The 20594-nt window shown below is 58.1% G+C and carries 6 protein-coding genes, 3 tRNA genes, 6 rRNA genes and 3 pseudogenes; 9 read left to right on the top strand and 9 right to left on the bottom strand.

Translation table 11 applies throughout. From position 1 onward, the window contains the following. Positions 1-23: 23 nt before the first annotated feature. From rrf (QC826_RS31120) to QC826_RS31100, 5 genes are all read right to left on the bottom strand, one after another. A 5S ribosomal RNA gene (gene rrf, locus QC826_RS31120) occupies positions 24-134 on the bottom strand. Between the two features lie 169 nt (positions 135-303). Further along, a 23S ribosomal RNA gene (locus tag QC826_RS31115) occupies positions 304-3176 on the bottom strand. A gap of 243 nt (positions 3177-3419) precedes the next feature. Beyond that, a tRNA-Ala gene (locus tag QC826_RS31110) sits at positions 3420-3495 on the bottom strand. A gap of 11 nt (positions 3496-3506) precedes the next feature. After that, a tRNA-Ile gene (locus QC826_RS31105) sits at positions 3507-3583 on the bottom strand. Between the two features lie 82 nt (positions 3584-3665). Continuing rightward, positions 3666-5193, bottom strand: a 16S ribosomal RNA gene (locus QC826_RS31100). Together the 16S, 23S and 5S rRNA genes with 2 tRNA genes alongside form the textbook arrangement of a ribosomal RNA operon. A gap of 466 nt (positions 5194-5659) precedes the next feature. Here QC826_RS31100 and QC826_RS31095 point away from each other — a divergent pair. Continuing rightward, positions 5660-7144 (top strand): sodium-dependent transporter, encoded by a 1485-nt coding sequence (locus QC826_RS31095; protein WP_279766640.1) that lies wholly within the window; start codon positions 5660-5662, stop codon positions 7142-7144. A 308-nt stretch (positions 7145-7452) separates the two neighbouring features. On the opposite strand, the gene rrf (QC826_RS31090) is transcribed toward QC826_RS31095, so the two are convergent. From rrf (QC826_RS31090) to QC826_RS31075, 4 genes are all read right to left on the bottom strand, one after another. Next, positions 7453-7565 (bottom strand): 5S ribosomal RNA (gene rrf, locus QC826_RS31090). Positions 7566-7733: 168 nt separating this feature from the next. Beyond that, positions 7734-10625, bottom strand: a 23S ribosomal RNA gene (locus QC826_RS31085). Between the two features lie 327 nt (positions 10626-10952). Next, positions 10953-11029, bottom strand: a tRNA-Ile gene (locus tag QC826_RS31080). An 82-nt stretch (positions 11030-11111) separates the two neighbouring features. After that, positions 11112-12642, bottom strand: a 16S ribosomal RNA gene (locus QC826_RS31075). A gap of 465 nt (positions 12643-13107) precedes the next feature. Here QC826_RS31075 and QC826_RS31070 point away from each other — a divergent pair. The 8 genes and pseudogenes from QC826_RS31070 to QC826_RS31035 all read left to right on the top strand — a co-directional run bounded on the left by QC826_RS31070 (position 13108) and on the right by QC826_RS31035 (position 20551). Beyond that, complete coding sequence (locus QC826_RS31070) at positions 13108-14622, top strand: B12-binding domain-containing radical SAM protein (RefSeq protein WP_279763858.1); 1515 nt, start codon at positions 13108-13110, stop codon at positions 14620-14622. Positions 14623-14716: 94 nt separating this feature from the next. Further along, positions 14717-15851 (top strand): annotated as a pseudogene (locus QC826_RS31065) (MlaE family ABC transporter permease). Beyond that, positions 15848-16717: an ABC transporter ATP-binding protein gene (locus QC826_RS31060; RefSeq protein ID WP_093391233.1), complete on the top strand. Its 870-nt coding sequence runs from the start codon at positions 15848-15850 to the stop codon at positions 16715-16717. Before QC826_RS31065 ends, QC826_RS31060 begins: the two are co-directional and overlap by 4 nt. Continuing rightward, positions 16717-17655, top strand: a complete 939-nt coding sequence (locus tag QC826_RS31055) for an MlaD family protein (protein ID WP_279763856.1) — start codon at positions 16717-16719, stop codon at positions 17653-17655. Before QC826_RS31060 ends, QC826_RS31055 begins: the two co-directional genes overlap by 1 nt. Before the next feature lie 8 nt (positions 17656-17663). Beyond that, positions 17664-18296, top strand: a complete 633-nt coding sequence (locus QC826_RS31050; protein ID WP_279763855.1) for an ABC-type transport auxiliary lipoprotein family protein — start codon at positions 17664-17666, stop codon at positions 18294-18296. A 37-nt stretch (positions 18297-18333) separates the two neighbouring features. Then, positions 18334-19495 (top strand): annotated as a pseudogene (locus QC826_RS31045) (VanZ family protein). A 39-nt stretch (positions 19496-19534) separates the two neighbouring features. Next, positions 19535-19885, top strand: a complete 351-nt coding sequence (locus QC826_RS31040) for a (2Fe-2S) ferredoxin domain-containing protein (protein ID WP_279763854.1) — start codon at positions 19535-19537, stop codon at positions 19883-19885. A gap of 14 nt (positions 19886-19899) precedes the next feature. After that, positions 19900-20551, top strand: a pseudogene (locus tag QC826_RS31035) (alpha/beta hydrolase). Positions 20552-20594: the final 43 nt, after the last annotated feature.

Here is a 20594-nt window from a genome sequence, read left to right as displayed (position 1 = left end):
TTTTTTACACTACTATATAACTAGCCTGACGATAACCCTTCCACACTGGTTGCAGCACTATCATCGGCGCAGAGTTGTTTCACGGTCCTGTTCGGGATGGGAAGGGGTGGTACCAACTTGCTATGGTCATCAGGCATTGACTTGTACAGTGTTCGCTTCCAATTGGACAGCGGCACTCGAATCTGGAAGAAGCATTATAAACGATTTAACCGTTTATTCAAAGTAAAGATCAGGGGTAATGAACAATGATGATCAACACTCAGGCGACACGTAGTTCTTATTCTACAACCTGCTAAGGTTATAAGCGCCAAGCCGTACGGGCAATTAGTACTGGTTAGCTTAATGCATTACTGCACTTCAACACCCAGCCTATCGACGTTCCTGGTCTCAAACGACCCTTCAAAGAGCTCAAGGCTCTGGGAAATCTCACCCCAAACGAACCCCCCCGCTTAGGATGCTTTCAGCGGTTATCTCTTCCAGACTTAGCTACCCGGCAATGCCACTGGCGTGACAACCGGTACACCAGAGGTCTGTCCCACTCCGGTCCTCTCGTACTAGGAGCAGCCCCCTTCAAATTTCCAACGCCCACGGCAGATAGGGGACCAGACACGCTCACGACGTTTTAAACCCAGCACACGTACCACTTTAAATGGCGAACAGCCATACCCTCGGGACCGGCTACAGCCCCAGGATGTGATGAGCCGACATCGAGGTGCCAAACTCCCCCGTCGATATGAACTCTTGGGAGGAATCAGCCTGTTATCCCCAGAGTACCTTTTATCCTTTGAACGATGGCCCTTCCATACAGAACCACCGGATCACTATGCCCCACTTTCGTACCTGCTCGACTTGTCAGTCTCGCAGTTAAGCACGCTTATGCCATTGCACTATCAACACGATGTCCGACCGTATCTAGCGTACCCGATCTCCTCCGTTACACTTTAGGAGGAGACCGCCCCAGTCAAACTGCCTACCATGCACTGTCCCCGATCCCGAAACGGACCAAGGTTAGAACCTCAAACAAACCAGGGTGGTATTTCAAGGTTGGCCCACGAAGACTGGCGTCCCCGCTTCAAAAAAGCCTCCCACCTATCCTACACAGATTGGTTCAAAGTCCAATGCAAAGCTACAGTAAAGGACCATGGGGCTTTCCGTTCTAGCCGCGGGTAAATTGCATCATCACAAACATTTCAACTTCGCTGAGTCTCGGAGAGACAGTGTGGCCATCGTACGCCATTCGTGCAGGTCGGAACTTACCCGACAGGAATTTCGCTACCTTAGGACCGTTATAGTTACGGCCGCCGTTTACTGGGACTTCAACCAAGAGCTTGCACCCCATCATTTAATCTTCCAGCACCGGGCAGGCGTCACACCCTATACGTCCACTTTCGTGTTTGCAGAGTGCTGTGTTTTTATTAAACAGTCGCAGCCACCAGTTTATTGCAACCCATTCGATCCTTCCACAGTAAAGTGATCAAACTACAAGGGCGTACCTTTTCCCGAAGTTACGGTACCAATTGCCAAAGCCCTTCTCCCGAGTTCTCCAAGCGCCTTAGAATACTCATCTCGCCCACCTGTGTCGGTTTGCGGTACGGTCTCGTATGACTGAAGCTTAGAGGCTGTTCTTGGAACCACTTCCGATTGCTTCATGAATAAATTCACTCGTCCCAGTCCCTTGAATTCCGCGCCCGGATTTGCCTAAGCGCCTTCTATGAACCAGAAACTGCCTATTCCAACAGGCAGACAACCTTCCGCGATCCGTCCCCCCATCGCATCATACGACGGTGCAGGAATATTAACCTGCTTCCCATCAGCTACGCATCTCTGCCTCGCCTTAGGGGCCGACTCACCCTGCTCCGATGAACGTTGAACAGGAAACCTTGGGCTTACGGCGTGGGGGCTTTTCACCCCCATTATCGCTACTCATGTCAGCATTCGCACTTCTGATACCTCCAGCATCCTTTACAAGACACCTTCGCAGGCTTACAGAACGCTCTCCTACCATATGCTTACGCATATCCGCAGCTTCGGTGACTGGCTTAGCCCCGTTACATCTTCCGCGCAGGACAACTCGATCAGTGAGCTATTACGCTTTCTTTTAAATGATGGCTGCTTCTAAGCCAACATCCTGACTGTTTTAGCCTTCCCACTTCGTTTTCCACTTAGCCAATCTTTGGGACCTTAGCTGGCGGCCTGGGTTGTTTCCCTCTTGACGCCGGACGTTAGCACCCGACGTCTGTCTCCCAAGCTCGCACTCATCGGTATTCGGAGTTTGCAATGGTTTGGTAAGTCGCGATGACCCCCTAGCCATAACAGTGCTCTACCCCCGATGGTGATACTTGAGGCACTACCTAAATAGTTTTCGGAGAGAACCAGCTATTTCCAAGTTTGTTTAGCCTTTCACCCCTACCCACAGCTCATCCCCTAATTTTTCAACATTAGTGGGTTCGGACCTCCAGTGCGTGTTACCGCACCTTCATCCTGGCCATGAGTAGATCACTTGGTTTCGGGTCTACACCCAGCGACTGAACGCCCTATTCGGACTCGATTTCTCTACGGCTTCCCTAATCGGTTAACCTTGCCACTGAATGTAAGTCGCTGACCCATTATACAAAAGGTACGCAGTCACGGAACAAGTCCGCTCCTACTGTTTGTATGCACACGGTTTCAGGATCTATTTCACTCCCCTTCCGGGGTTCTTTTCGCCTTTCCCTCACGGTACTGGTTCACTATCGGTCGATTACGAGTATTTAGCCTTGGAGGATGGTCCCCCCATATTCAGACAGGATTTCTCGTGTCCCGCCCTACTTGTCGCACGCTTAGTTCCACACATCGCATTTCGAATACGGGACTATCACCCGCTACGGTTCCTATTTCCAGAGGATTCTTCTATGCGTCATGCTAAAACGTGCAGGCTCATCCCATTTCGCTCGCCACTACTTTGGGAATCTCGGTTGATTTCTTTTCCTGCAGCTACTTAGATGTTTCAGTTCGCCGCGTTCGCTTTGCATACCTATGTATTCAGTATGCAATGACCTAAAAGGCCGGGTTTCCCCATTCGGAAATCTGCGGATCAAAGCGTGTTTGCTCGCTCCCCGCAGCTTATCGCAAGCTACTACGTCCTTCATCGCCTGTAATCGCCAAGGCATCCACCATGTGCACTTATTCGCTTGTCCCTATAACGTTAGCCCCTGCGACTAAACAAGGAGCGTTTATAGGAATAAGAAACTACATGTTGCTATGTTTGTTGATACATACAATCATTACCCATCATTCACGTCTTCCGACGCAAACGATTAATAAATAATCTTTACTTTTACTTCTTCCAAATTTTTAAAGAACGAAACAGCATTTAATCTCTAAAAGACCAAACCTAAATCCGGCGCTTTCCGTTAGGGCAGACTTACGTTTGAACTTTTTGGTGGAGGATGACGGGATCGAACCGACGACCCCCTGCTTGCAAAGCAGGTGCTCTCCCAGCTGAGCTAATCCCCCCGGGGTAATACTGGTAGGGCTGGTTGGACTCGAACCAACGACCCCCGCGTTATCAACACGGTGCTCTAACCAGCTGAGCTACAGCCCCAAATGCTGTTCTTCTTAATTGACAGTCGATAAGTGTGAATGCTTGATGATGTGAACCATTGCTGATTCTGTGCATACTCTAGAAAGGAGGTGATCCAGCCGCACCTTCCGATACGGCTACCTTGTTACGACTTCACCCCAGTCACGAATCCTACCGTGGTAAGCGCCCTCCTTGCGGTTAAGCTACCTACTTCTGGTAAAACCCGCTCCCATGGTGTGACGGGCGGTGTGTACAAGACCCGGGAACGTATTCACCGCGACATGCTGATCCGCGATTACTAGCGATTCCAACTTCATGCAGTCGAGTTGCAGACTACAATCCGGACTACGATACACTTTCTGCGATTAGCTCCCCCTCGCGGGTTGGCGGCGCTCTGTATGTACCATTGTATGACGTGTGAAGCCCTACCCATAAGGGCCATGAGGACTTGACGTCATCCCCACCTTCCTCCGGTTTGTCACCGGCAGTCTCATTAGAGTGCCCTTTCGTAGCAACTAATGACAAGGGTTGCGCTCGTTGCGGGACTTAACCCAACATCTCACGACACGAGCTGACGACAGCCATGCAGCACCTGTGTACTGGTTCTCTTTCGAGCACTCCCCGATCTCTCGGGGATTCCAGCCATGTCAAGGGTAGGTAAGGTTTTTCGCGTTGCATCGAATTAATCCACATCATCCACCGCTTGTGCGGGCCCCGTCAATTCCTTTGAGTTTTAATCTTGCGACCGTACTCCCCAGGCGGTCTACTTCACGCGTTAGCTGCGTTACCAAGTCAATTAAGACCCGACAACTAGTAGACATCGTTTAGGGCGTGGACTACCAGGGTATCTAATCCTGTTTGCTCCCCACGCTTTCGTGCATGAGCGTCAGTCTTGACCCAGGGGGCTGCCTTCGCCATCGGTGTTCCTCCACATATCTACGCATTTCACTGCTACACGTGGAATTCTACCCCCCTCTGCCAAACTCTAGCCTTGCAGTCTCCATCGCCATTCCCAGGTTGAGCCCGGGGATTTCACGACAGACTTACAAAACCGCCTGCGCACGCTTTACGCCCAGTAATTCCGATTAACGCTTGCACCCTACGTATTACCGCGGCTGCTGGCACGTAGTTAGCCGGTGCTTATTCTTCAGGTACCGTCATTAGCAGGCTGTATTAGAACCCACCGTTTCTTCCCTGACAAAAGAGCTTTACAACCCGAAGGCCTTCTTCACTCACGCGGCATTGCTGGATCAGGCTTTCGCCCATTGTCCAAAATTCCCCACTGCTGCCTCCCGTAGGAGTCTGGACCGTGTCTCAGTTCCAGTGTGGCTGGTCGTCCTCTCAGACCAGCTACTGATCGATGCCTTGGTAGGCCTTTACCCCACCAACTAGCTAATCAGATATCGGCCGCTCCAGGAGCATGAGGTCTTGCGATCCCCCACTTTCATCCTTAGATCGTATGCGGTATTAGCGTAACTTTCGCTACGTTATCCCCCACTCCAGGGTACGTTCCGATATATTACTCACCCGTTCGCCACTCGCCGCCAGGTTGCCCCGCGCTGCCGTTCGACTTGCATGTGTAAGGCATGCCGCCAGCGTTCAATCTGAGCCAGGATCAAACTCTTCAGTTTAATCTCTGTTACTTTGACACTTTCGTGCCACCCTTATTGCTAAGGGGTCGCTCACTCAAAATACTGACAGGCCACTTCTTGCGAAGCGTCCTATTTCATTACTTCTTGTGAACATTTGATATTTTAAGTTGACGGCTTCCGAAGAAGCCGCTGCACTTTCATCAAACATCCACACTTATCGACTGTTAATTGTTAAAGAACTTTATTCGGTACTGCCTGCAACTTGGTGACAAAGCGTTTTGTTTGTCAGTTGCGAAGAAGGAAGAGTATGCAGCGTTTCGGCCATTTCGTCAACCCCTACTTTTCCCGCTTCACTCTGCGCCACGCTGTTTTGCGCGCTCCGTTCTGCGGGGAGGCGAACTATAACAAAGGCACTTCCCATCTGCAAGGCTTTTTTCTCAAACCTGCCTTACTGCTACAATCGCGACCTTTTGCCGTATATGGCAGGTCAATCAGGAGAGGTGCAATGGGGCACGGCAGCAACAATACAATCAAGCGCGGCGGCTTTAGTTCCAGCTTCGGCGTACTCGCGGCGACGCTGGGTTCAGCGGTAGGGCTCGGCAACATCTGGAAGTTCCCTTACTTGACAGGCGCCAACGGCGGTGCCGGCTTTCTGCTGGTCTACCTGCTGGCCACCCTGGTCATCGGCTTGCCGGTCATGATTGCGGAGATCACTATGGGACGGCGTGCCAAAGCCAATCCCATCACCGCGTTGCAGAAGCTCAGCCCCAAGGGGCAGCCATGGTGGCTGGTCGGGGTGGCGGGCATGTTGGCGTCTTTTCTGATCCTGTCCTTCTATTCTGAAGTGGTGGCATGGGTCTTTGCCTATGTGGTCAAGGCCATTGGCGGCTCCATTCTCAGTAGCGACCGCCAGGTGACCGAGGCGGCATTCAGCAAGCTGATCGCCGATCCGGTGCAGTCGCTGCTGTGGCAATGGGGCGTGCTGATGTTCATTGGCGGCATCCTACTGATGGGCGTGACAAAGGGAATCGAGGGTTTGGCGAAAAAACTGATGCCTTTGCTGTTCCTATTGCTGCTGTTGCTTTGCGCGGTCAGCCTGTCGCTGGATAAGGCGGCCGAAGGCCTGGCCTTCCTGTTCCGCCCCGACTTCAGCAAAATCACGGCCACGGTCGTGTTGACTGCGATGGGTCTAGCCTTCTTCAAGCTGTCGCTCGGAATGGGGACGATGATGACCTACGGCAGCTATTTCCGCGACGATCAAAATATCCCGCTGACGACGGTGCGCGTGATGGCGGCGGATCTGTGCGTGTCTATGCTTGCGGGTATCGCCATCTTTCCTGCGGTGTTCACCTTCGGTTTCGCGCCGGCGGCCGGTCCGGCGCTGGTCTTCATTACGATTCCGGCGGTCTTCTCGCAGATTCCGATGGGGCAGGTGCTGATGGTTATTTTCTTCGTGTTGGCAGCCGTGGCAGCGACGGGAGCAATGCTGTCGTTGATGGAAGTGCCGGTGGTGATTCTGCACGAGCGACTGGGCATCACACGGCGCCGCGCAACCGTGCTGACGATTGTCAGTTTGATGGTGCTCGGTTCCAGCTGCGCACTGACCAATAGCCTGCTGGCAGGCTTCAAAATATTTGGCCTCAATATGTTTGATCTTTTCGACTTCGTTTCATCGAACATCATCATGCCAGCCGGCGGCATCTTGCTCGCGGTGTTTGTCGGCTGGGTATGGGGGCGCGAGCAATTTACCTCGGCGCTGTCCAACAACGGCACGCTGCTGAACGAGTCGACCTCCCGCCTGGTCTTCTTCCTGCTGCGCTATGTTTCGCCTGTGCTTATTCTGCTGGTAATGCTCAAGGTGCTCGAACCTGCTCTAACACCTCCCCACTTGCGCGCTGCCCAAGGTCGCGCGCAAGTGGCGCTCTCGACACTCCCTCTTCGCTTTATCCGCATGCGCAGACGCCCATGTTGGGCGGGGCCACGCCCCTAGCGTCCAGTAAAGATACATGCACAGCAGCCGGCTACTGGTTTGACGACCCGGCGTACTCGCGCCCAAGCTCAGAGATGCCATCAAGGCGACGGAGTTCACCACGTTCGGAAGACCCACGCCGACACTAGGAGCCGGCAGACTCTGCGCCCCCGGAGGCGGGACGCGATCGGCGCTTTCACCGTGACGATAACGCTTCCATCATGCCGGCAGACGCCTGGCGCAGCATCAGCGATCAGCATCGCCCCGTTAAAAGCTCCAGACGTAAAAAACCCCAACCAGATCACCGGTTGGGGTTTTTAGTATAACTAGCCTGACGATAACCTACTTTCACACTGGTTGCAGCACTATCATCGGCGCAGAGTTGTTTCACGGTCCTGTTCGGGATGGGAAGGGGTGGTACCAACTTGCTATGGTCATCAGGCATTGACTTGTACAGTGTTCGCTTCCAATTGGACAGCGGCACTTGAATCTGGAAGAAGCATTATAAACGATTTATACCGTTTATTCAAAGTAAAGATCAGGGGTAATGAACGATGTATCAACACTCAGGCGACACGTAGTTCTTATTCTTACAACCTGCTAAGGTTATAGGGACAAGCCGTACGGGCAATTAGTACTGGTTAGCTTAATGCATTACTGCACTTCCACACCCAGCCTATCAACGTCCTGGTCTCGAACGACCCTTCAAAGAGCTCAAGGCTCTGGGAAATCTCATCTCAAGGCAAGTTTCCCGCTTAGATGCTTTCAGCGGTTATCTCTTCCAGACTTAGCTACCCGGCAATGCCACTGGCGTGACAACCGGTACACCAGAGGTCTGTCCACTCCGGTCCTCTCGTACTAGGAGCAGCCCCCTTCAAATTTCCAACGCCCACGGCAGATAGGGACCAAACTGTCTCACGACGTTTTAAACCCAGCTCACGTACCACTTTAAATGGCGAACAGCCATACCCTTGGGACCGGCTACAGCCCCAGGATGTGATGAGCCGACATCGAGGTGCCAAACTCCCCCGTCGATATGAACTCTTGGGAGGAATCAGCCTGTTATCCCCAGAGTACCTTTTATCCGTTGAGCGATGGCCCTTCCATACAGAACCACCGGATCACTATGTCCTACTTTCGTACCTGCTCGACTTGTCAGTCTCGCAGTTAAGCACGCTTATGCCATTGCACTATCAACACGATGTCCGACCGTATCTAGCGTACCTTCGAACTCCTCCGTTACACTTTAGGAGGAGACCGCCCCAGTCAAACTGCCTACCATGCACTGTCCCCGATCCGGATAACGGACCAAGGTTAGAACCTCAAACAAACCAGGGTGGTATTTCAAGGTTGGCTCCACGAAGACTGGCGTCCCCGCTTCAAAGCCTCCCACCTATCCTACACAGATTGGTTCAAAGTCCAATGCAAAGCTACAGTAAAGGTTCATGGGGTCTTTCCGTCTAGCCGCGGGTAGATTGCATCATCACAAACATTTCAACTTCGCTGAGTCTCGGGAGGAGACAGTGTGGCCATCGTTACGCCATTCGTGCAGGTCGGAACTTACCCGACAAGGAATTTCGCTACCTTAGGACCGTTATAGTTACGGCCGCCGTTTACTGGGACTTCAATCAAGAGCTTGCACCCCATCATTTAATCTTCCAGCACCGGGCAGGCGTCACACCCTATACGTCCACTTTCGTGTTTGCAGAGTGCTGTGTTTTTATTAAACAGTCGCAGCCACCAGTTTATTGCAACCCGTTCACCCTTCCACAGTAAAGTGGTCAAGCTACAAGGGCGTACCTTTTCCCGAAGTTACGGTACCAATTTGCCGAGTTCCTTCTCCCGAGTTCTCTCAAGCGCCTTAGAATACTCATCTCGCCCACCTGTGTCGGTTTGCGGTACGGTCTCGTATGACTGAAGCTTAGAGGCTTTTCTTGGAACCACTTCCGATTGCTTCACGAATAAATTCGCTCGTCCCAGTCCCTTGAATTCCGCGCCCGGATTTGCCTAAGCGCCTTCTATGAACCAGAAACTGCCTATTCCAACAGGCAGACAACCTTCCGCGATCCGTCCCCCCATCGCATCATACGACGGTGCAGGAATATTAACCTGCTTCCCATCAGCTACGCATCTCTGCCTCGCCTTAGGGGCCGACTCACCCTGCTCCGATGAACGTTGAACAGGAAACCTTGGGCTTACGGCGTGGGGGCTTTTCACCCCCATTATCGCTACTCATGTCAGCATTCGCACTTCTGATACCTCCAGCATCCTTTACAAGACACCTTCGCAGGCTTACAGAACGCTCTCCTACCATATCGATCCCGTGATAAATCACAGAAAAAATATCCGCAGCTTCGGTGACTGGCTTAGCCCCGTTACATCTTCCGCGCAGGACGACTCGATCAGTGAGCTATTACGCTTTCTTTAAATGATGGCTGCTTCTAAGCCAACATCCTGACTGTTTTAGCCTTCCCACTTCGTTTTCCACTTAGCCAATCTTTGGGACCTTAGCTGGCGGTCTGGGTTGTTTCCCTCTTGACGCCGGACGTTAGCACCCGACGTCTGTCTCCCAAGCTCGCACTCATCGGTATTCGGAGTTTGCAATGGTTTGGTAAGTCGCGATGACCCCCTAGCCATAACAGTGCTCTACCCCCGATGGTGATACTTGAGGCACTACCTAAATAGTTTTCGGAGAGAACCAGCTATTTCCAAGTTTGTTTAGCCTTTCACCCCTACCCACAGCTCATCCCCTAATTTTTCAACATTAGTGGGTTCGGACCTCCAGTGCGTGTTACCGCACCTTCATCCTGGCCATGAGTAGATCACTTGGTTTCGGGTCTACACCCAGCGACTGAACGCCCTATTCGGACTCGATTTCTCTACGGCTTCCCTATATGGTTAACCTTGCCACTGAATGTAAGTCGCTGACCCATTATACAAAAGGTACGCAGTCACGGAACAAGTCCGCTCCTACTGTTTGTATGCACACGGTTTCAGGATCTATTTCACTCCCCTTCCGGGGTTCTTTTCGCCTTTCCCTCACGGTACTGGTTCACTATCGGTCGATTACGAGTATTTAGCCTTGGAGGATGGTCCCCCCATATTCAGACAGGATTTCTCGTGTCCCGCCCTACTTGTCGCACGCTTAGTTCCACACATCGCATTTCGAATACGGGACTATCACCCGCTACGGTTCCTATTTCCAGAGGATTCTTCTATGCGTCATGCTAAAACGTGCAGGCTCATCCCATTTCGCTCGCCACTACTTTGGGAATCTCGGTTGATTTCTTTTCCTGCAGCTACTTAGATGTTTCAGTTCGCCGCGTTCGCTTTGCATACCTATGTATTCAGTATGCAATGACCTAAAAGGCCGGGTTTCCCCATTCGGAAATCTGCGGATCAAAGCGTGTTTGCTCGCTCCCCGCAGCTTATCGCAAGCTACTACGTCCTTCATCGCCTGTAATCGCCAAGGCATCCACCATGTGCACTTATTCGCTTGTCCCTATAACGTTAGCCCCTGCGACTAAACAAGGAGCGGTCATAGGAATAAGAAACTACATGTTGCTATGTTTGTTGATACATACAATCATTACCCATCACATCAACCTTCCGATCGATGCGATTAATAAATAATCTTTACTTTTACTTCTTCCAAATTTTTAAAGAACGAAACAACATTTAATCTCTAAAAGACCAAACCTAAACCGCGCTTGCCGCTAGGGCAGGGCTTACGTTTGAACTTTTTGGTGGAGGATGACGGGATCGAACCGACGACCCCCTGCTTGCAAAGCAGGTGCTCTCCCAGCTGAGCTAATCCCCGGGGTAATCCTGGTAGGGCTGGTTGGACTCGAACCAACGACCCCCGCGTTATCAACACGGTGCTCTAACCAGCTGAGCTACAGCCCCAAATGCTGTTCTTCTTAATTGACAGTCGATAAGTGTGAATGCTTGATGATGTGGATTATTGCTAACCCCGTGCATACTCTAGAAAGGAGGTGATCCAGCCGCACCTTCCGATACGGCTACCTTGTTACGACTTCACCCCAGTCACGAATCCTACCGTGGTAAGCGCCCTCCTTGCGGTTAAGCTACCTACTTCTGGTAAAACCCGCTCCCATGGTGTGACGGGCGGTGTGTACAAGACCCGGGAACGTATTCACCGCGACATGCTGATCCGCGATTACTAGCGATTCCAACTTCATGCAGTCGAGTTGCAGACTACAATCCGGACTACGATACACTTTCTGCGATTAGCTCCCCCTCGCGGGTTGGCGGCGCTCTGTATGTACCATTGTATGACGTGTGAAGCCCTACCCATAAGGGCCATGAGGACTTGACGTCATCCCCACCTTCCTCCGGTTTGTCACCGGCAGTCTCATTAGAGTGCCCTTTCGTAGCAACTAATGACAAGGGTTGCGCTCGTTGCGGGACTTAACCCAACATCTCACGACACGAGCTGACGACAGCCATGCAGCACCTGTGTACTGGTTCTCTTTCGAGCACTCCCTGATCTCTCAAGGATTCCAGCCATGTCAAGGGTAGGTAAGGTTTTTCGCGTTGCATCGAATTAATCCACATCATCCACCGCTTGTGCGGGGCCCCGTCAATTCCTTTGAGTTTTAATCTTGCGACCGTACTCCCCAGGCGGTCTACTTCACGCGTTAGCTGCGTTACCAAGTCAATTAAGACCCGACAACTAGTAGACATCGTTTAGGGCGTGGACTACCAGGGTATCTAATCCTGTTTGCTCCCCACGCTTTCGTGCATGAGCGTCAGTCTTGACCCAGGGGGCTGCCTTCGCCATCGGTGTTCCTCCACATATCTACGCATTTCACTGCTACACGTGGAATTCTACCCCCCTCTGCCAAACTCTAGCCTTGCAGTCTCCATCGCCATTCCCAGGTTGAGCCCGGGGATTTCACGACAGACTTACAAAACCGCCTGCGCACGCTTTACGCCCAGTAATTCCGATTAACGCTTGCACCCTACGTATTACCGCGGCTGCTGGCACGTAGTTAGCCGGTGCTTATTCTTCAGGTACCGTCATTAGCAGGCTGTATTAGAACCCACCGTTTCTTCCCTGACAAAAGAGCTTTACAACCCGAAGGCCTTCTTCACTCACGCGGCATTGCTGGATCAGGCTTTCGCCCATTGTCCAAAATTCCCCACTGCTGCCTCCCGTAGGAGTCTGGACCGTGTCTCAGTTCCAGTGTGGCTGGTCGTCCTCTCAGACCAGCTACTGATCGATGCCTTGGTAGGCCTTTACCCCACCAACTAGCTAATCAGATATCGGCCGCTCCAGGAGCATGAGGTTCTTGCGAATCCCCCACTTTCATCCTTAGATCGTATGCGGTATTAGCGTAACTTTCGCTACGTTATCCCCCACTCCAGGGTACGTTCCGATATATTACTCACCCGTTCGCCACTCGCCGCCAGGTTGCCCCGCGCTGCCGTTCGACTTGCATGTGTAAGGCATGCCGCCAGCGTTCAATCTGAGCCAGGATCAAACTCTTCAGTTTAATCTCTGTTACTTTGACACTTTCGTGTCACCCTTATTGCTAAGGGGTCGCTCACTCAAAATACTGACAGGCCACTTCTTGCGAAGCGTCCTATTTCATTACTTCTTGTGAACATTTGATATTTTAAGTCGACGACTTCCGAAGAAGCCGCTGCACTTTCATCAAACATCCACACTTATCGACTGTTAATTGTTAAAGAACTTTATTCGGTACTGCCTGCAACCGGGCTTTCAACCCTTGACAAAGCGTTTTGTTTGTCAGTTGCGAAGAAGGAAGAGTATGCAGCGTTTCGGCCATTTCGTCAACCCCCTACTTTCCCCGCTTCACTCTGCGCCACGCTGTTTTGCGCGCTCCGTTTTGCGGGGAGGCGAACTATAACAAAGCCCTCCCGGGCTGGCAAGGGCAATCCGGGAGAAAGCGGCGCGGCAGCGTAAAATAGCTGTTTCCCCGATCTAAAAGCTTGTCATGACCATCCTGCTCTCCACCCTCAACGCCCGTTATACCCATGCTTCGCTGGGCTTGCGCTATCTGTTAGCCAATATGGGGCCGCTGCAAGAGCAGACCAAGCTGCAGGAGTTCGTCATCGGTGCGAAGACCACCGAGATCGTCGAACGCATCCTGGCGCACCAGCCGCGCATTGTCGGTTTCGGTGTGTATATATGGAACGTGGAAGAAACCACCAAGGTCGTCGCCATGCTCAAGCGTGTGGCGCCGCAGGTGGTGGTGGTGCTGGGCGGGCCGGAGGTGTCGCACGAGCCGGGCGAACAGCAGATCGTCCAGCTGGCCGACTATTTGATCACCGGCTGGGGCGACGTCAGCTTCCCCAAGCTGTGCGGCGAGATCCTCAACGGCCCCAAGCCGCTGATGAAGATCCACGCCGGCGTGCAGCCGCCGATGGCCGAGATCAAACTGCCCTACTCTCTATATAGCGACGACGACATCAAGAACCGCACCATCTACGTCGAGGCCTCGCGCGGCTGCCCGTTCAAGTGCGAGTTCTGCCTGTCGGCGCTGGACAAGACGGCCTGGCCCTTCGCGCTGGAGAGCTTCCTGGCTGAGATGGAGTCGCTGCACGCGCGCGGCGCGCGGCTGTTCAAGTTCGTCGACCGCACCTTCAACCTGAACATCAAGACCAGCCTGAAGATCATGCAGTTCTTCCTCGATAAGCTGGAGGCCAACCCGGACGATCCGGTCTACGCCCACTTCGAGCTGGTGCCCGACCACCTGCCGGACGCACTGAAGGAGGGCATCAGCAAGTTCCCGCCGGGGGCGCTGCAGTTCGAGATCGGCATCCAAAGTTTCAACCCGGAGGTGCAGACCCTGGTCAGCCGGCGCCAGGACAACCAGAAGGCGGCCGACAACATCCGCTGGCTCACCGAGCACTCGCATGCCCACATGCACGTCGACCTGATCGCCGGCCTGCCCGGCGAGACGGTGGAGAGCTTCGCCCGTGGTTTCAACCAGTTGGTGGCGCTGAAGCCGCACGAGATCCAGTTCGGCATCCTCAAGCGCCTGCGCGGCACGCCGATCATCCGCCACACCGAGGCCTTCGGCCTGGTGTTCGAACCCTACGCGCCCTACACCATCCTGGCCAACAAGGACGTCGACTTCCCCACCATGCAGCGGCTGGTGCGCTTCGCCCGTTATTGGGACCTGGTGGCCAACTCCGGCCGCTTCGTCCACACCGTGCCGGTGCTGCTGGGCGAGACGCCGTTCGAGAACTTCATGGCCTTCTCCGATTGGCTATACGCGAACACCGACGCCACCCACCGCATCGCGCTCGACCGCCTGGCGGCGCTGGTGGCGCGCTGGCTGCAGGTGGCCGGCATGGACAAACAGGCCGCCGAGCAGCTGCTGGCCAGCGACTACGCCGGCCGCAACGAGTCCGGCTCGAAGGTCAAGAGCGTCCACATCCCCACTCCCGCCGCGCGCGGCGAGACGGCCGCGCCGCAGCGCCAGGCGCGCCATCTGGCAGCCTAAGGGGCGGCCCGCGGGGCACCCCGGCGGCGGCCGGGCGCGGCGGCCGCTCGGTATAGCGGTAGCCGTGGCGGCGAAACTCCCTTAAACTGACGCCATGCCACTAGCCCAAGAGCCTACCCTCACAGTCACCCCAGGCGCCGCCGGGGAACCATCCGTCGTCGCCGCCGGCACCTGGCAGGTGCACGCGCTGGCGCAGGGCGGCGCCATGCGCGGCATCGCCAAGCTGCTGGCGCCCTTCAAGGGCAACGGCAAGGTGCAGTGGGACTTGTCGGCGATCGACAGCATGGACCACATCGGCGCCCAAGTCTTCTGGAACGCCTGGGGCAAGACCCGTCCCGCCGCGCTGCGCCTGGCGCCGGCGCAGGAGGAGTTCTTCGAAGCGGCTGGAAAGCACCGGCACGCTGGAACTGGCGCAGCCGCGCAAGCAGCGCCTGACCTCGGTGATGGTGCTCGGCTTCGCCATGCTGGCCTTCTTCCAGCACCTGCGCGACGTCATTTCGCTGGTCGGCCAGGTGGTGCAGGATCTGGCGCGCTTCGCGCGGCGGCCGCTGCGCGGCCCCTGGCGCGAGATCTCGGCCAACATCTACCACGCCGGCTTCCAGGCGCTGGGCATCACCGCGCTGGTCGGTTTTTTGATCGGCGTGGTGCTGTCCTACCTGTCGGCCCAGCAGCTGCGCAACTTCGGCGGCGACATGTACCTGGTCAACCTGCTCGGCATGAGCATCATCCGCGAACTGGGGCCGCTGTTGGCGGCGATCCTGGTGGCCGGCCGCTCCGGCTCCTCGATCACCGCGCAACTGGGCGTGATGCGGGTCACCGAGGAGCTCGACGCCATGCTGGTGATGGGCATCTCGCACGGCTTCCGCCTGATCATGCCGAAGGTGCTCGCGCTGGCCATTTCGATGCCGCTGCTGGTGATCTGGACCGACGCCATGGCGCTGATCGGCGGCATGGTCTCGGCCAAGATCGAATTGAACCTGTCGAGCCGCTACTTCATCCAAAAGCTGCCGGACGCCGTGCCGCTGGCGAACTACATGATCGGCCTGGGCAAGGGCGCCGTGTTCGGCGTGCTGATCGCGCTGGTGTCCTGCCACTTCGGCCTGCGCATCAAGCCCAACACCGAAAGCCTGGGCCACGGCACCACCACCTCGGTGGTCACCGCGATCACCGTGGTGATCCTGGCCGACGCCGTGTTCGCCATCGTCTTCAACGGCGTGGGGTTCCGATGAGCGAAACGACAAGCTCCTCCTGCGGCGCCGAGAACAGCGGCAAGCTGACCCTGGACGGCAGCGTGCCGGTGGTCGAGATCACCGGCCTGTGGACCAAGTTCGGCCGCACGGTGGTGCACCAGGACCTGAACCTGGCGATCCAGCGCGGCGAGATCCTCTCCATCGTCGGCGGCTCGGGCACCGGCAAGACCGTGCTGCTGCGCCAGATGCTGGGCCTGGAGCATCCGGCGCGCGGCTGCGTGCGGGTGTTCGGCGAGGACATCAGCGAGGCCAGCGGCGAGCACCTGCAGCAGCTGCGCAACCACTGGGGCATGCTGTTCCAGCAGGGCGCGCTGTATTCGGCGCTGACCGTGTTCGACAACGTCGCCCAGCCGATGCGCGAGCTGCGCGCGCTGCCCGAGGAGCTGATCCGCGACGCCGTGCTGCTGAAGATGAACATGGTCGGCCTCGGCCCCGAGCACGCCGGCAAGATGCCGTCCGACCTGTCCGGCGGCATGATCAAGCGGGTCGCGCTGGCGCGCGCCCTGGCGCTCGAGCCGAAACTGCTGTTCCTCGACGAGCCCACCGCCGGCCTCGACCCCGACCTGTCGGAAAGCTTCGTCGCGCTGATCCGCTCGCTGCACCGCGAGCTCGGCCTGACGGTGGTGATGGTCACCCACGACCTCGACACCCTGTTCGCCCTGTCGACGCGCATCGCCGTGCTGGCCGAGAAGCACGTCATCGCCATCGGCCCGACGCAGGAGCTGCTGCGCATCGACCATCCGTTTATCAAACAATTCTTCCTCGGCGACCGCGGCAAGCGGGCGCTGGAAGCGCTGGAGGCGCCCGCGACTGCGGCGCCGCCGGCCAGCCAACCGGAGCACTGATGGAAAACCGATCCCACGCCCTCATGACGGGCTTCTTCACGATCACCCTGCTGATCGCCGCCGTGCTGTTCGGCCTATGGTTCAACCGCGACCGCGTCGAGCGCGTGCCCTACATGCTGGCCACCACCCAGCCGGTGCCGGGGCTGAACCCGCAGGCGGCGGTGCGCTACCGCGGCCTCGACGTCGGCAGGGTGTCCGACATCGACTTCGACCCCAAGGTCACCGGCCAGATCCTGGTCAGCCTGAACATCGACCCGGACACGCCGATCACCCGCAGCACCTTCGCCACGCTGGGCTACCAGGGCGTCACCGGCATCGCCTTCATCCAGCTCGACGACGAGGCCACCGGCTCGCCCCGGCTGGCCACCAACAGCACCAACCCGAGCCGCATCCCGCTGCGCCCCGGCCTGTTCGACCAGTTGGAGAAGCGCGGCAAGCGCATCCTGGCGCAGAGCGAGGAGGCCGCCACCCGGCTCAACGAGCTGCTCAGCCCGGCCAACCAAAAGGTCATCCTGGGCGCCTTCGCCGACGTCAGCGCCACCGCCAACGCCTACCGCGCCCTGCCGCAGCAGCTCGAGCCGGTGATCGCCCGCCTGCCGGCGCTGGCCGACCAGGCGCAGGGCACGCTGCAGTCGGTGTCGGCGCTGGCCGCCGACGCCACCCGCTTGACCCGCAACCTGCAGGCGCCGAACGGGCCGATCGAACGCATCAGCGGCACCGTCGAACGGGTCGGCCTGTCGCTCGAGGCGGTCGGCAACGGCGTCGAGCTGGACGCGCTGCCGCACGTGATCTCGCTCACCGAGGACACGCGCGCCTCGATGCGGGCGCTGAAGAACACCATGAACAACCTGAACGAACGGCCGCAGAGCATCTTGTTCGGCGCGCCGGGCACGCCGCCCGGCCCGGGCGAAGCCGGCTTCTCGGCACCGACCAAATGAGGACCAACGTGAGCCCATCCCCCCTGTTCCGCCGGCACCGCGTGCCGGCGCTGCTCCTGGCGCTGGCCGCCGCCGCGCTGGCCGGCTGCGCCAGCAAGAGCCCGGCGCCGGCCAACTACGACTTCGGCCCCCTGCCCGCCGCCGCCAGCACCACTGCCGCCGCCGCCAAGCCGGCCGCGCTGGTGATGGCCGACGTCAGCGGCCCGGCCGCGCTCGACAGCGAGCGCATGCACTACCGCCTGCTCTACGCCGACGCCCAGCAAACCCGGCCCTACGCCTACAACCACTGGAGCGGCACGCCGCTGCAGCTGCTCACCCAGCGCCTGAAGGCGCGCGTGGCCCAGGCCGGCGTGAAGGTGCTGGCGCCTAGCGACGCCGCCGCCGGCGCCATGCTGCTGCGCGTCGAGGTCGAGGAGTTCGCCCAGACCTTCAGCAGCGCCAGCCAGAGCCAGGGCAGCATCCGCCTGCGCGCCTCGGCCTTCCGCAACCACCAGCTGCTCGACCAGCGCACCTTCGCCCGCAGCAGCCCGGCCGCCAGCGCCGACGCCGGCGGCGGCGCGCGCGCCCTGGCCGAGGCCAGCGACGCCCTCAGCGCCGACCTGCTAACCTGGCTGGCGACACTGCCGGCCGCCGCCAAGTAGTGGACCAGGCCGTGAGCCAAGCAGCGAGCCCAAGCCCATGAGCGACATGCCGGCCCCCGCCGCCGCTCCGGCCACGCCGGCCACGCCCGCCGCCGGCCGCGCCTCGCCGGTGGCGCGCGCGACGCTGTTGTCCTACGTGCTGTTGATCGTCTACGCCAGTTGGTTCCCCTTCTCGGGCTGGCACAACCAGGGCCTGTCGCCGCTGATCTTCCTCGAACACATCAGCATGCCGCGCTACTGGACCAAGTTCGACGCCATCACCAACGTGGTCGGCTACATCCCGCTGGGCAGCCTGCTGGTCTACGCGCTGTACCCGCGCGTCAAGGGCTGGGCCGCGTTCGCGCTGGCCAGCGCCGCCGGCCTGCTGCTGTCGGGCCTGATGGAGGGCGTGCAAACCTACCTGCCCAGCCGCGTCTCGTCCAACCTCGACTTCTACACCAACGCCGCCGGCTGCTGCGTCGGCGCCGCCATCGGCGCGCTCAGCGTGCGCAAACTGCTCGACCGCAGCAGCCTGTACCACCTGCGCCAGCGCTGGTTCGCCCAGCACGCCAGCCAGGGCCTGGTGCTGCTGGCGCTGTGGCCGCTGGCGCAGATCTATCCGCAGAACTTCCTGTTCGGCCTGGGCCAGCTGCTGCCCATCCTGTCGGACTGGCTGTCGCTGCTGCTCGACACCGAGATCGACCTGGCCAGCTACCTGCGGCCCGACACCGTGCTCAGCGTCGAGCAGTACTGGCTGTCGGGAAGTCATCATCACCGCCTGCGGCATGGTCGGCGCCGGCCTCACCCTGCTGTGCCTGCTGCGCCGGTCGGCGCCGCGCGGCGCCCTGGTGGCGGCGCTGATCGCCTCGGCCATCGTGGTCAAGGCGCTGGCCACGGCGCTGCTGTTCTCGCCGGAGAACGCCTTCGCCTGGGTCACCCCGGGCGCCCAGGGCGGCCTGCTGATCGGCGCCATCATGCTGGCCGGCCTGGCCTTCGCGCCGCACGCCGCGCAGCGCCGGCTGGCCGTGCTGACCCTGCTGCTGGGCCTGCTGGTGATCAACACCACGCCGGCCAACCCCTACTTCGTCGCCACCCTGCAGAGCTGGGTGCAGGGCAAGTTCCTCAACTTCAACGGCGCCGCCCAGTTCCTCTCGCTGCTGTGGCCCTTCTGCGCCGTCTGGTTCCTGTGGCTGCCCTCGCACAAGCTGAACCGGCCGTAGACGGGTATCATTACGCCTGACACCATTTTCGAGAGCGCCATGAGCACCACTCCAGACACCGCCGCCGAACCAGGCGCCGACACCCCCTACTTCCAGCGCCACGTGTTCTTCTGCATGAACCAGCGCGACGACGGCCGCAACTGCTGCGGCGAGCACGGCGCCGAGGTGGCGCAGAAACACGCCAAGAAGCGCTGCAAGGAGCTCGACATCAACGGCCCCGGCAAGGTGCGCATCAACCAGGCCGGCTGCCTCGACCGCTGCGACGACGGCCCGGTGCTGGTGGTCTATCCCGAGGGCGTCTGGTACACCTACGTCGACACCAGCGACATCGACGAGATGGTCGACAGCCACCTGCTCAAGGGCGTGGTGGTGGACCGCCTGAAACTCTAATTCGCCCAGCCCACATGAACAAGAACTCCGAAAAATTCACCCTGGCCGGCGGCGCCGGCCTGATGGAAGGCCTGCTCGACCATCCGCAACAGGCGCCGCGCGGCATCGCGCTGGTGGCCCACCCGCATCCGCTGTACGGCGGCACGATGGACAACAAGGTGGCGCAGACGCTGGCGCGCACCTTCGTCGGCCTCGGCTACGTGGCGGCGCGCATCAACTTCCAGCGGCGTCGGCGCCTCCGATGGCGTGCACGACCACGGCCTCGGCGAGACCGACGACATGGCCCTGCTGCTCGAACACATGCGGGCGCGGTATCCCGGCCTGCCGGTGGCGCTGTCGGGCTTTTCCTTCGGCACCTTCGTGCAGTCGCAGCTGGCGCGGCGCATGGCCGCCGCCGGCGCGCCGGCCGAGCGCCTGGTGCTGGTGGGCAGCGCGGCCGGCAAGTGGGCGATGGCCGACATCCCGGCCGACAGCATCCTGATCCACGGCGAGCTCGACGAGGCCATCCCGCTCAAGGACGTGCTCGACTGGGCGCGGCCGCAGGACATTCCGGTGATCGTCATCCCCGGCGCCGACCACTTCTTCCACCGCAAGCTACAGCACATCAAGAGCTGGATAGGCCAGCTGTGGCAAGGGGACGCCGCGCCCGCCGAGCAAGCCCTATAATGTGGCTTGTTTTTCCGGCCGGACACTCCGGCCGGCCGCAGTT

This window comes from Rugamonas sp. DEMB1 (genome assembly GCF_029834475.1).
GTDB lineage: Bacteria > Pseudomonadota > Gammaproteobacteria > Burkholderiales > Burkholderiaceae_D > Rugamonas > Rugamonas rubra.
This window is presented reverse-complemented; position numbering and strand designations above follow the sequence as displayed.

Coding starts and splice junctions, on each gene's coding strand:
- QC826_RS31095 (WP_279766640.1), top strand. CDS start 5,660: ATGGGGCACGGCAGCAACAATACAATCAAGCGCGGCGGCTTTAGTTCC.
- QC826_RS31070 (WP_279763858.1), top strand. CDS start 13,108: ATGACCATCCTGCTCTCCACCCTCAACGCCCGTTATACCCATGCTTCG.
- QC826_RS31060 (WP_093391233.1), top strand. CDS start 15,848: ATGAGCGAAACGACAAGCTCCTCCTGCGGCGCCGAGAACAGCGGCAAG.
- QC826_RS31055 (WP_279763856.1), top strand. CDS start 16,717: ATGGAAAACCGATCCCACGCCCTCATGACGGGCTTCTTCACGATCACC.
- QC826_RS31040 (WP_279763854.1), top strand. CDS start 19,535: ATGAGCACCACTCCAGACACCGCCGCCGAACCAGGCGCCGACACCCCC.